The organism is Paenibacillus sp. Y301, from assembly GCF_059445505.1.
On the sequence record NZ_JCAIUL010000002.1, the window covers coordinates 399,512 to 411,814 of the forward strand.

The window sequence follows — 12,303 nt, forward strand, 5'->3', positions numbered from 1 at the left end:
GAGGTGTCAGGTTTGTTCTGCCTGGCTTGTCTCTCGAGTGCTGATATGTTATTGAACTCTCTGAAACATGCAACACGTTAACATTTTTCTCTATCTGACGGATCTGGTTCTCACTAAACCTAGTTTCACCAGTAGACGAACTGTTTCCCATTTGTGATCCTAACCTTTCATGCGCAAAAAGACCCAAGAGAGGTCACTTTTTTAAAAGTGTCCATCTTTCGGGTCACAGTTCAAAATAGGAGGGTCAAGGGCTCTTTGTTCTGGTTTATTTATCCGATTGCATTCGAGAATTGGATGATATCGTGTCATTAACTAGGTGCACCTTCACGCTTATGGAAAAAGGTCTTCAGTGCTTGATATACTTCACCTTTTTCTTTGATAACGTAATACATGAATTGATCTATTTTAATGTTGCGGTAGGCTGACATGAGGGTACTGCTCCGGTTGTATTGATTGACTTCCCCGTAGCCGAACATGTTGCTGACTTTGAGTAACTCACCAATCAGCTTTACGCAGCGTTCATTGTCGGACGTCAGATTATCACCATCAGAGAAATGGAAAGGGTAGATATTGAATTTGGATGGGGGATAACGTTGATCGATAATTTCAAGTGCCTTCTGGTATGCGGATGAACAGATCGTACCACCACTTTCTCCACGTGTGAAGAAATCATTCTCTGTTACCTCTTTTGCTTCTGTATGATGAGCGATGAATACAATATCAACATTCTCATATTGTTTCCGTAAGAAACGATTCATCCAGAAGAAGAAGCTCCGTGCGCAATATTTCTCAAAAGATCCCATAGACCCAGAGGTATCCATCATTGCAATGATGACTGCATTGGAATCAGGAACCACAACATCATCCCATGTTTTGTATCTAAGGTCATCTGGATTGATTCCGTGAATTCCTGGATTACCCGCGGATGCGTTACGACGTAAGTTCTCTAGGATGGTTCTTTTTTTATCTAGATTGGACATCATACCCTTCTTACGGACATCATTAAAGATGACCTTGTGTGTCTCGATTTGTTCCTTGTCTTTCTGTTGTAAGTGGGGTAGCTCTAACTCCTCAAAAAGCATGTTCTCCACTTCTTCAATGCTGATCTCAGCATCTACAATATCCTGCCCTGGCTGGTCCCCGGCCTTATCTCCTTTACCCGGTTTCTGTGCGGGATCACGACCGAGAACGTCTCCAACTTGGCTATCTCCATCCCCTTGCCCCACGTGTTTCTGTTTCTGGGAATTATAGATGAAGCGATATTCGTCTAGACTTCGAATGGGTACCTTAATAATCTGTTTTCCATCAGACATGATAATATTCTCTTCGGTAATCAGATCGGGCAAGTTCTGCTTAATTACATCGCGTATCTTTTGTTGATGACGGACTTGATCTTGGTAACCTTTTCGATGAAGAGACCAATCCTCGCGAGAAACAACGAACGAATAAGGCTGGGGCGACGATGACATGATAGACACCTCCCATTGGATTGTACGGCACAGTGTGGTCTGTTATTAAGTAAGTATATTCACGGGGAGAGTGGTTATGTGATAGACAGGAGGGAATAAATATGAAGCGCTATTCGATAGCGCTGGAGGGTGAAGGGGAGAGTACATTTGAGGGGGAAATCTTTTTCTTGGATGGCTAACATGATGTATAAAATATAGAATTAGATTAAGTGGAATGAATCTGACGAGATAATAGAGATTAATTAATCTAACTGACCTATATAATCTGAATCGTTACTTGTCTGACTAATGGTGTGAAAAAAGAATATAAGACAAATAAAAGACTGCTGAATGAATCAGCAGTCTTTATTGTATATTTACTTTATTTAAACTATCCAAGCTAATCTGTTATCGTAGCGCCATCTTCTAGTGATACTCCTGGGTATTAGTCTTATTAATTAGAGTAAACTCGAAACTTCAAGTTGTTGTTTTTGTAAGAATTCAATGATTAAGGGTAATACCTTTAATGTTTCTTTCGATTCATGTAAAAGAATAATAGAACCAGATGATTTGGTACTAATAATGTAATCCAATACTCTTTGCGAACTACTATGATTCCAATCCTCGGGATCACTATTCCACAGAACCATTTTCATGTTGTTATTAGATACTAGCTGGTCAAGTGTATCATCCCTTGAGCCATAGGGTGGTCTGAACAGAAGAACTGGCTTGGATATAATGTTCTGAATTAGTTGATTGGTCTGCTCGATTTGATATTTCTGGTTGGTTGCAGATAATTCAGCCAAATTAGCATGAGTCATTGAATGATTTCCTATGGAGAACTCATTGTCATCTACGTACTTGACAGCCTCAGGGAATTTACGTACTTGTGTTCCTACGAAAAAGAATGTTCCCCCTACGTTATACTGCTTTAATACATTGACGATATCCTTGGTATAAATGGAAGGACCATCATCAAAAGTGATGGAAACGGATCCAACAGGTACCTTAAAATTGACCTCCTTATCCATGTCAATTACATGGGGGGAAGGAGGTAACGTAACCGTAATCTCGGATGGCTCATTTACTGAAGATAAGGAATTTTCTTCTAAAGGAGTAGAAGATGTTAATTCATTATTCTCAGTTATTACTTTAGGCTCCAGATCGATTCGTTTGGTTAATTCGGGAGATACATTTATAACATTTGCAAATACTTTCTCACTTGTATATGAATACTCTGGGACATATATGAAAGAGATCAGTGCAATAATTATCGTGGATACGAGTACTCGAGTTAAGGTTGGTTTCAATCTTCTGCTAAATTGTAAAGGGGTAATCCCATTCGACTCATTAGGCTCTTCATCCTGAAGGTCTGAGACATGTTGTTGAAGTGGAATAGAGAATGAGGATGTGAGACTTAATGCATCCAGACTTTCAATTTCTCTTAATGATGAAATTTTTGTTGAATAAGACTCAGAACATGGGAACATGATCTTGTCACTAACTCCATGACCATATTTCGTTATGTAGCTATAGTGATGATTATGGATTACGTTGAAGTAACACTGTAAGGATAATCTGTATTTTACTCTCTCCGATACATCAGTAATTGCTATAATATGATCTGCCGTATAAGCATCAAGCTCCCATTGCAGTAGAACAGTTTGGTCAAAGGAAAATTTGACATGAATGATATTAGTATTTCCTTTATCCACAGACAGAAGCTCAAGCCATTTCTCAGTGTAAGAGTGGATAGGGTTCCCCTCCTTTCAGGATTAAGCAGAGATTATCATTCAGATGGAGGTGAGAGTCAATAACTCATGACTAAAGTCACGAGCTTGTAGCTGCCCAGAAGTGCGAACGATTCTTGCGTGTATCCTTCCTTAGTATGGCGTTACATCAGGGCAGGTTGACAGCTACCCAACTACAAAAGACATGCTTATGTAGTTATTTCAACGATGTACTCAATTCCTTTTCGTTGAAGATTCATTGCTCCTACACGATCATCATTAGATATGTATTGGCACGTTTTGCAACAAAAAACATGATTCTTTTTGTCTTGATTTTCCTTCTCTGTATGACCACATTTTGGACATGTCTGCGAAGTGTATTTTGGATCAACTGCAATAACTTTCGAGCCAGACATAACAGCTTTATATTCAAGCATTTGACGGAACTGAAAGAAAGACCAAGATACGAACACATAACGATCTTTAACTCTAACTTTTACAGTTGCATTTCGAATACCTGATAAGTCTTCCATAACAAATAACGTATTTGCTCCATAATGATCCACGAGTGCCTTACTGATCTGATGATTTACATCAGTCATCCAACGGGATCCTCGTTGTCCAATTCGTTTTATCTTTCTGCGTGAGGAGGCAGTTCCGAGTTGTTGCAGTTGTTTTCTGAGATGTTTGTATTTTGCACGTTTATGTTTGATTGGTCTTCCATTGAAAAACAAGGTGTTATCTTGAGAATCGTAAGTTGTAGCAACAAAGTTTATACCTAAGTCAACGCCAACAACTTGTTCGATATCACTATCCGAAACATCTTCTATTTCTTTGGTCATAGGAATATGCATAAACCATTTCCCATACTTGCTAACGAGTTTAGCTGTTCCGAAAGACCACTCAGTATCGAAGTATTGTTCCATACCTTTTGCTTCATAGGGAACTTTTACTCTTCCTTCAAGTGTATTCAAAGAAAAGGTATCTTTGGATAGAGAATAATCCCTATTCCAAACGAGATCATATTCGGGCTTATTGAAAGTGACAAGTGTCCACTCGTGGCCATTACTCTTGTTGATCTTGTATCTAGCAATTGCAGTTTTCAATACAGATTGTGCCATTTGCGAACGCAATCCATATTGAGTGCGAAGGATCTCATATGTAACCTTATGCAAAGAAGCTTGTTTGAGATTCTTAGTGTCAAATACAATTTCTGAAACAAAATTACATCCTTTCATATACACAGACATTGTTTCAACTAATTGAGATATTTGAACCTCTGTAGGGTTAATCTTTATCTTTGCTGTAATGGTAGTTTTCACCATGCTCACCCCCTTCACTAAATGTTATATCATATATTTAGTGAAGTGAGTAGTGAGAATCAGAAGAAAGGTGTGGAGTATGCAATTATTCAGGATAAGTACAATTCGCTTTCAGAGACGCAGTTTCCTCTCACGACTAAAGTCGCATGTCTCCACTGTGAAGAGATGAAAAAGACATGCGTTCTGTGAAATCGGTGACGGATTGTAATAATTGTGCCTTTTCTTCCATAACCTTTTGATATTGACTTGATATTTTTAAATTCTCTGCTTCGGAATCTCTTAATTTTTCTTCTAGTTCCTTCGTCTTTTGCATGCTGTCATATTGATGTTTGGAGAATTCTTCACTGAGTTGGAAATATTTATTTCTTTCTTTTTCTAATTGGAATTTCAAGTTCTCTATTCCACTATTCGAGGTGCTCTGATAGTCTTTATAATCTTCAAGGAGCTGGTCATAGCTCATTTGTTTGCTAGTTAGCTTGTCCTCAAGACTTTTAAATTCCTTTTCCTTCTCAAGAATCTGATGTTCTCTCTTACTTAACTCATTCTTAAGGCGATTGGTCGTTTCATTTGCGTTGTATAGTTGATCTTCTGTATCTTTACTCTTGAATTGGAACAATTGTCGTTCATTCAACAAGTTCTCAACTGCAAGAACGAGATCCAACGCTGTTTTATCTTGCTCTAGTACGGCATAGTCAAGTTTTGACGAATCAGTACTAATCCCCGTAGATTCTTCTTCAGTTCCCTCTTGTAAGAGAATAAGATCATTGTCTTCTTCGGTGCGAGCCGTTAAAACATTTTTAAACCATCCCCTTGTTCTATTGGCGGAATAGGTTTTATTTGCCACAAGATTCATCTCCCTTTAAGTCGATTCATATTACTTCTTATCTTTCATAAGGTATCAGAAGAGATGTTAAATCAAGAAAATTCTTACAATATATTATCGGCTTTTATAGTGTAAAAATTTAGGGTTTTCTCAATAAAAAAACCTGCAAAGTATTTTTGTGAAAATATAGGGAATTACGACTATATTTTTAGTTTGCTTATTTCAGACTTCAGCTTAATTGCTGACTGTTGAAAAAGAGCCTTTTCATCTCTATTCAAAGGAAGATCGAGTATTCGCCGAACACCAGAACGATCTACAATACTTGGAACTCCAAGATACACATCGGATATGCCATTGTAATTATCTAGTAAAGCAGACACGCTGAGGACGGCGCCTTCATTGAGAAGAATAGCGGACACGATTCGATCTAGAGCCAACGCTATTGCATATGAAGTAGACCCTTTGGCATCGATAATTTCATAGGCAGCATTCTTGGTATCTTCAAATATTTCCTTCTGTTCCGCATCGTTGAAATCAAGAGGGGTACCTGCAATATTAGCAAGACTCCATACGGGTAATTCTGAATCACCATGCTCACCAATGATATGACCGTGAATACTTCTCGGATCGATTTCTTTGTGAGAGCCAATAAGGTATCGAAAGCGGGCACTATCGAGTAATGTACCTGATCCAATGACTCGCTGATGATTCCAGCCGCTAATCTTCCAACACACATAAGTTAAAATATCAACGGGATTAGTGGCAATAAGAAGGATACCGTTTTGGTTGTACGTTGTTATCTTTTGAATGATATCTTTAAATATGTCGACATTTCGTTTGAGTAGATCAATTCGTGTCTCACCAGGTTTCTGGGAAGCCCCCGCAGTAACAATGATAATATCTGCATCGGCACAATCCTCATAATCCCCAGCCCATAGTTTAACGCCTCCGACGAACGGTAGACCATGGTTCATATCAAGTGCCTCTCCCAACGCTTTCTTGCGATTAACATCAATAAGTACTAACTCAGTCATGCGATGTCTTAGAAGTAATGTATAAGCAGTAGTTGTACCTACAGCCCCCGTACCAATAATAGCAACTCGACTTGGCTTATAGGATGGGTTGGCCATAATAGATTCACTCCTTAAGGGATATATTTCTACTTATTGTAACAAAATGTTAGATTCATTAGAAGTTATACCATAGGAGAGTAATCAAGATGTTGTTAAGCGCTTCTTAGATATTGATTTCCAGCTATAGCTACTCCATATAACATCAGCCAAGATATACAGTGATAATACTGGAAATAACCAATTCCACAAAGGGAGCATAAGCGTATAAAGATTCATTACCCATGGGTGAAGACCGAATAAGCAAAATAAAGACAATGGACACCAGTATAGTGAAAACTTCAGGCAGACGTGACCTTGAAGTTGTAGTGAGTGTGCTGAATAATCCCACCATCTTTTTTGAAAAAGACTTTGAAGAAGAACACCGCTAATGTATTCTATGGCTGTAGGTATAATCAGACTAAGGATAAGAATAATGCTCCAGTGGAGGTGCCAAGTCAAGGTCAGAGAAAGTAAGAGCGGCGCGAAACCATACATTGGTTTGAAAGGGCCTTTGAGAAATCCTTGTTTCCAGAATAGATCATCGACAAACCAACTATAGACATTCTCAAGTAACCAACCTGCTAATGAATAGATTAGAAAATAAAAGGTGAATTCCTGTAGGGCTGTAATAGACATGTCTGTAATCATCCTTCATTGTGGAGTAGAGAGCATTCCTTATTATGGCTGGACATGTATACTTTATACGGAATAGGAAATAGAGACGCTGACTGAGTTCATGAAAGTATTTCTATTCGTATATCATAATGACCATATTGAACAACTAAGGCATATTAGTTTCGAACCATTTATGAATACGATGGAAGCGAAGGCGGCAGAGAAATTAATTGAATTCTGTATTGAAGAAATCACCTTCCCCTGGATTATAAGAAAGTGTTATTGGACTTTGTTGTTGGACAGAAAGTATTAGATATTGGACCGGGAGGTGGCATTCTGCTTGATCTTATGGAGAAAGAAATGCCACATCTTGATCCAATAGGAATCGATATTTCCTCGAATGTAATTGAGCAGGCATTATCTCCAAGAGGGCTATACGGAAGCATTGAGCCATCGAGTGACTTTATTTGATGAAAAGGGAAATCGTGTATCATTACCAGATAGTACTTGTTTATTTGTTATTGAGAAGCCTAATCGAATTCTATAAGAGTCAACGTGTGACCCGAAATATGCCTTCGACCTTGTTTAGGGGAAACAGAATTCGGGAGGGACTCGTTCCTTTAGCTTGCACTTCAATGAAATCGCTGCCGATCCGAACCAGTCTCATATTCTTAAAAGCGTTACCTGTTGGAAATGTTGTACGTATTCCAATACGTATATTTCGACGCGGAGCTTTAATATCGAAGACTCTGATGGAATTAAGACTGGTAGGTACGAACAATTCCTGCTGGACTTGTATGAAATTTCTTTTGAAAACCCGTTGTAATGTTCCTGGTTCTAGCCCTAGATTGGCGCCATTAATCTCTACGAGATGTCCCGTAAGCTGAGCGAGACGTTGTTGAAGGCATATTGGGGTTATGATTTTCTGATGAAATGGTTGGTTTATCATTTGTATCCCTCCGATTGTTGGTTACTCTATTAGTATGATAGGAGCTAATAATGACGTGAACCCAAATAAGCCCATTTCTAGAAAAATGAGATCGTTATCATTGGAGGGGTAGGACATGAAAGATACACCCTAACTATGGTAATCTGAAGAAAAGAGGGCTAATTAATTCCTACATGGAATAAGAGTGGGAATTTCAGTAGTCTGACCGAAGGAGTGAAGTGATGCAGTGGATCGCCATGCTAACCATGCTTATCGACCACATTGGATATGTTTTTTTTCCAGACGAGATGCTGTGGAGGACAGTTGGAAGAATAGCTTTTCCAATCTATGTGTATGCCTTGGTGCAGGGACACCTACATACAGCGAAAAAGCTGAAATACGGAATTCGATTATTTATTATTGCATTGGTATCTCAAGTCCCCTATCAATTGGCATTTGATACGACAGGATTTAATGTTGTGGGTACATTACTAATAGCTGTTGTAGTTCTGAATATACTAGATAGGCTTTCTTCTAAGATTCTTTCAGGAGCGACTATTCTTTTATTCGGAATTGTGATGCAGACGTTTCCATTTGATTATGGTGCTTATGGACTTATCCTTATTTTATTGTTCCGATATTTATCATCTCATGAATTAGTGTTTGCACATGTATTTCTGAACATCTTGTATTTGTTCTCTAACAACTCCATCCTACAAATGTACAGTATAATACCCACTCTAATTATCGTGTATGGACCATTACTGTGGGCTAGACTTGAATCGGTGACTGTACGTAAATGGGTGTGGCGATCGTTCTATCCTCTTCATCTAAGTCTGATAGCCATATGGAAATGGGCGGAATGGTAGGGAGGTTGACAATACTTTTCTGAGATGATAGATTCAGCATATGATATATATAGTTGACAATTAAATTGCGGGCAATCTATATTGCGGATTCATTCATGACACATCGTTTTTATCAAAGGAGAATGGCATAATGAGTATTCATTCATTTAGAGCTAACGATATTAGCGGAGTAGAAATGAGCCTTGAACAATATAAAGGGAAAGTAGTATTGATAGTGAATACTGCCAGTGGATGTGGATTTACACCACAATATGCTGATCTTCAGAAGTTATACAATAAGTATGAAGAACAAGGATTAGTGATATTGGGATTCCCATGTAATCAGTTTGCTGATCAGGAATCAGGGAGTAATGAAGATGTACATACTTTCTGTCAGTTAAATTATGGCGTTACGTTCCCATTGTTTGAGAAAGTAAACGTGCGTGGTGAAGAGAAGATTCCGTTATTCTCATACTTAACATCACAAGCACCGTTTGAAGGTTTTAAGCTGGATAACTCTTTAGCCAAAATGTTGAATGTGATGCTGAACGATAAGCACCCAGAACTATTAATAGGAAACGATATTAAGTGGAATTTCACTAAGTTTTTGATTAATCGAGAGGGTGAAGTAGTGGATCGGTTCGAGGCACCTGTTGATCCGTTAGATTTAGAGCCTGCTATTGAAGCTGAATTGAAAAGATAAGAATATATTGATAAAGTCCCGGAAGCTTATATAGCTTCCGGGATTTTTTTTAAACGCCCGAATAAGCCATAAAGCCGCCATCCACAGGTATCGTTGCACCCGTTACAAATCCAGACATATTCTCGTCACTTAACCAGAGGAGCGTACCCAGTAGATCCTTCGGTTCACCGAATCTACGCATAGGAGTATGCGTTATAATTTTATGTGAACGATCGGTTAAGCTTCCGTCTTCATTCTTCAGAAGTTTCGCATTCTGTTGAGTAAGGAAGAATCCTGGAGCTATAGCATTGACTCGGATACCGCTCTCAGCTAAGTGGACAGCTAGCCATTGTGTGAAGTTATCAATCGCTGCTTTGGCCGCACTGTAAGCAGGTACCTTCGTCATAGGAGAGGGTGCACTCATGGAAGAGATATTGATGACTGTGGTCCCTTGTTTGCCTAACATTTGTTTCGCAAAGACTTGTGTTGGAATGAGGCTACCGATGAAATTAAGATCGAGTACATTACGGAATCCAGTGACACTTAGATCAAAGAATGTTGAGATATCAGGGTTATTTAAATCCTCACTATTGAAAATTTCCTTCGTTGTGTTCGCGCTTGGATGATTTCCTCCAGCACCGTTAATTAGAATGTCACATGATCCGATGCGATCTAAGATCTGTTCAGAAGCAAGAAGCACGCTGTTCGGATCGGTCACATCACACGATACGGCGATAGCCTTTCCCCCGATTGATTCTATCTCTGCAACAACCTCAAGGCCTTTCTCAATGGTGCGGTTCAGAATGGCAACAGCGGCACCTTGGCGTGCAAGCTCATGAGCCATAACTCGACACAATACGCCAGCTCCCCCTGTAATGACGATGACTTTGTCTTTTAAAGATGGATGAATAGTTAGGGGTTGGCTCATGATTGTACCTTCTTTCCTTCGAGTAATGTAACTTGTCGATAAGCATCCCAGAGCCCCCAAAGGTACATGATCCCTAGTGCACGATCAAATAACCCGTATCCAGGTCTACATTGTTCATCCCAGATATGTCGACCATGATCGGGTCTACAATAACCTTCGAAATGATTCTCATGATACGCTTGAACGATCCCTGCAATGTCAACCGTTCCATCTTGCGTTCGATGTGATGTCTCAATGAAATCACCATTCTCAAAGACACGTACATTCCGGATGTGTGCAAATGGAATACGGTCAGAGAACTCGTGGATCATCCCAATGATGTCATTATCAGGATTAGCCCCAAGGGAACCACTGCATAGTGTAACTCCGTTATATGGGCTGTCGTGCAATTGTAAGAACTTACGGATATTCTCTTGGCTAGTAATAATTCGTGGTAATCCAAATATAGGCCAAGGTGGATCATCCGGGTGAATAGCCATTCGGATATCATGCTCGGCAGCGAATGGAATGATCTCGTCTAAGAAATATTTAGCGTTATCCCATAAATGGTCAGCGGTGACACCACGGTAAGCTTCGAAGAGTCCAGTAAGATGTTGTAAGCGCTCAGGTTCCCAACCGGGCATAGTGAGTTCTGAATTCTGGTTGATATGCTTCACGAGCTCGAAGGGATCAAGATTATGAATTCGGCTCTTCTCATAGAAAAGGGCTGTTGAGCCATCGCTGGCTTCCTTATGTAAATCGGTGCGAAGCCAATCGAAGATAGGCATGAAATTGTAGCAGATCACCTTTACTCCAACTTGGGCTAATTTAGCAATCGTCTTTTTATAATTATCAATATATAGGTCCCGGCTTGGAAGTCCGAGCTTAATATCTTCATGAATATTAACACTCTCGACAACTTGCATATGTAGACCAGCTTGGTCAGCCTGTTCTTTGAGTGCCAGAATTTTATCCATAGGCCATTCATCACCAGCAATCTCATCATGAAGGGCCCAAGCGATTCCTTCTACACCTGGAATTTGTCTAATTTGTTGGAGTGAAACGGTATCGTTATGATCACCGAACCATCGAAAAACCATCTTCATACATCATTCACCTCATTATAAAGTTTTGAAATAAGTCGGGAACTTCTCTTTCAGTAGCGCTTGATCGGTAATCGTCAGGTGGAGATGGTCACTCATCAACTGTTCAGCTTGATCGGCATCATGTTCTTGAATGACCTGAACCATGTGGAGATGTTGGTTATACAGTTGCTCCCAGTGATGATCGGCCGCCAAACGTAGCGTTCGAGTGCGATTTAAATGAACGTTCATTTGTTGAATGACTGCCCATGTATTCAGTTTATTGCAACCTTCAAATAGTGTACGATGATAAGCTTCATCTAGCTCAAACATTCTTACATGATTCTGTTCTTCTATACATAACTGTTGTTGATCTAGGTTACTCTTCAGCTGCATTAATTGGTTATCAGGAAAATGATCGCATGCGAGTCGGATAATGGCCTTTTCTAGTTGTTCACGCATGAAGCGCGCTTCTTCTACAAGCTCTAGATCAATGAGTGAGATGACTGTACCTCGTTGAGGGTAGACTTCTAGAAGTCCTTCTTGTGACAGTCTAACGAAGCTCTCTCTTACAGGGGTCCTACTCACATTAAACTTAATAGAGATTTCCTTCTCAGAGACACTAGTGCCCGGTGGAAGTTCTAATAACACAATTTGATCCCTTAGTGCAAAATAGATAGCATCACGGGTAGAAAGTGATTGCGCTTTCATATATAAATCCACGTATTCAAATCAACTCCTTATAAGAGGATGAATCCATACTACCATACTTGTATGGTAGTATGGTAGTAAAAATTTACAGCTAT

Annotated in this window: 13 protein-coding genes; 3 read left to right on the forward strand and 10 right to left on the reverse strand. The window is 39.5% G+C overall.

Annotation, left to right across the window (positions count from 1 at the left end; all coding sequences use genetic code 11):
- Window positions 1-308 precede the first annotated feature (308 nt).
- The 6 genes from yhbH to AC1D69_RS05390 all read right to left on the reverse strand — a co-directional run bounded on the left by yhbH (window position 309) and on the right by AC1D69_RS05390 (window position 7,071).
- Window positions 309-1,469, reverse strand: a complete 1,161-nt coding sequence (gene yhbH / locus AC1D69_RS05365; RefSeq protein WP_495455107.1) for a sporulation protein YhbH — start codon at window positions 1,467-1,469, stop codon at window positions 309-311.
- A gap of 437 nt (window positions 1,470-1,906) precedes the next feature.
- Window positions 1,907-3,163 (reverse strand): polysaccharide deacetylase family protein, encoded by a 1,257-nt coding sequence (locus tag AC1D69_RS05370; protein ID WP_495455108.1) that lies wholly within the window; start codon window positions 3,161-3,163, stop codon window positions 1,907-1,909.
- A gap of 224 nt (window positions 3,164-3,387) precedes the next feature.
- The gene (locus AC1D69_RS05375) at window positions 3,388-4,500 is read right to left on the reverse strand and encodes an RNA-guided endonuclease InsQ/TnpB family protein (protein ID WP_495455302.1); all 1,113 of its coding nucleotides are present in this window, start codon (window positions 4,498-4,500) and stop codon (window positions 3,388-3,390) included.
- A gap of 136 nt (window positions 4,501-4,636) precedes the next feature.
- Complete coding sequence (locus AC1D69_RS05380) at window positions 4,637-5,344, reverse strand: hypothetical protein (RefSeq protein ID WP_495455109.1); 708 nt, start codon at window positions 5,342-5,344, stop codon at window positions 4,637-4,639.
- Between the two features lie 179 nt (window positions 5,345-5,523).
- Entirely contained in the window at window positions 5,524-6,453 is a 930-nt protein-coding gene (locus AC1D69_RS05385; protein ID WP_495455110.1) for an L-lactate dehydrogenase, read from the reverse strand.
- An 84-nt stretch (window positions 6,454-6,537) separates the two neighbouring features.
- Window positions 6,538-7,071, reverse strand: coding sequence for a putative ABC transporter permease (locus AC1D69_RS05390; RefSeq protein ID WP_495455111.1), 534 nt, complete (start codon window positions 7,069-7,071; stop codon window positions 6,538-6,540).
- Between the two features lie 255 nt (window positions 7,072-7,326).
- On the opposite strand from AC1D69_RS05390, the gene AC1D69_RS05395 reads away from it, so the two are divergent.
- The gene (locus AC1D69_RS05395; protein ID WP_495455112.1) at window positions 7,327-7,521 is read left to right on the forward strand and encodes a hypothetical protein; all 195 of its coding nucleotides are present in this window, start codon (window positions 7,327-7,329) and stop codon (window positions 7,519-7,521) included.
- A gap of 79 nt (window positions 7,522-7,600) precedes the next feature.
- Here AC1D69_RS05395 and AC1D69_RS05400 read toward each other — a convergent pair whose 3' ends face one another.
- Window positions 7,601-7,999 (reverse strand): hypothetical protein, encoded by a 399-nt coding sequence (locus AC1D69_RS05400; protein ID WP_495455113.1) that lies wholly within the window; start codon window positions 7,997-7,999, stop codon window positions 7,601-7,603.
- 221 nt (window positions 8,000-8,220) lie between these two features.
- On the opposite strand from AC1D69_RS05400, the gene AC1D69_RS05405 reads away from it, so the two are divergent.
- Window positions 8,221-8,847 carry a TraX family protein gene (locus AC1D69_RS05405; protein ID WP_495455114.1) on the forward strand — a complete coding sequence of 209 codons (627 nt, stop codon included), beginning with the start codon at window positions 8,221-8,223 and terminating at the stop codon, window positions 8,845-8,847.
- A gap of 130 nt (window positions 8,848-8,977) precedes the next feature.
- Window positions 8,978-9,529: a glutathione peroxidase gene (locus tag AC1D69_RS05410; RefSeq protein ID WP_495455115.1), complete on the forward strand. Its 552-nt coding sequence runs from the start codon at window positions 8,978-8,980 to the stop codon at window positions 9,527-9,529.
- 49 nt (window positions 9,530-9,578) lie between these two features.
- Here AC1D69_RS05410 and AC1D69_RS05415 read toward each other — a convergent pair whose 3' ends face one another.
- From AC1D69_RS05415 to AC1D69_RS05425, 3 genes are read right to left on the reverse strand one after another with little or no spacing between them, the layout of a single operon-like run.
- Entirely contained in the window at window positions 9,579-10,436 is an 858-nt protein-coding gene (locus AC1D69_RS05415; RefSeq protein ID WP_495455116.1) for an SDR family oxidoreductase, read from the reverse strand.
- Window positions 10,433-11,521 carry a mannonate dehydratase gene (gene uxuA / locus AC1D69_RS05420; protein WP_495455117.1) on the reverse strand — a complete coding sequence of 363 codons (1,089 nt, stop codon included), beginning with the start codon at window positions 11,519-11,521 and terminating at the stop codon, window positions 10,433-10,435. Before uxuA ends, AC1D69_RS05415 begins: the two co-directional genes overlap by 4 nt.
- Before the next feature lie 15 nt (window positions 11,522-11,536).
- Window positions 11,537-12,208, reverse strand: coding sequence for a GntR family transcriptional regulator (locus AC1D69_RS05425; protein WP_495455118.1), 672 nt, complete (start codon window positions 12,206-12,208; stop codon window positions 11,537-11,539).
- Window positions 12,209-12,303: the final 95 nt, after the last annotated feature.

Bases quoted from the DNA above. Each gene is read 5' to 3' on its own strand.
- yhbH (WP_495455107.1), bottom strand. From the start codon at position 1,469: ATGTCATCGTCGCCCCAGCCTTATTCGTTCGTTGTTTCTCGCGAGGAT.
- AC1D69_RS05400 (WP_495455113.1), bottom strand. From the start codon at position 7,999: ATGATAAACCAACCATTTCATCAGAAAATCATAACCCCAATATGCCTT.
- AC1D69_RS05385 (WP_495455110.1), bottom strand. From the start codon at position 6,453: ATGGCCAACCCATCCTATAAGCCAAGTCGAGTTGCTATTATTGGTACG.
- AC1D69_RS05405 (WP_495455114.1), top strand. From the start codon at position 8,221: ATGCAGTGGATCGCCATGCTAACCATGCTTATCGACCACATTGGATAT.
- AC1D69_RS05410 (WP_495455115.1), top strand. From the start codon at position 8,978: ATGAGTATTCATTCATTTAGAGCTAACGATATTAGCGGAGTAGAAATG.
- AC1D69_RS05415 (WP_495455116.1), bottom strand. From the start codon at position 10,436: ATGAGCCAACCCCTAACTATTCATCCATCTTTAAAAGACAAAGTCATC.
- AC1D69_RS05425 (WP_495455118.1), bottom strand. From the start codon at position 12,208: ATGAAAGCGCAATCACTTTCTACCCGTGATGCTATCTATTTTGCACTA.
- AC1D69_RS05390 (WP_495455111.1), bottom strand. From the start codon at position 7,071: ATGTCTATTACAGCCCTACAGGAATTCACCTTTTATTTTCTAATCTAT.
- uxuA (WP_495455117.1), bottom strand. From the start codon at position 11,521: ATGAAGATGGTTTTTCGATGGTTCGGTGATCATAACGATACCGTTTCA.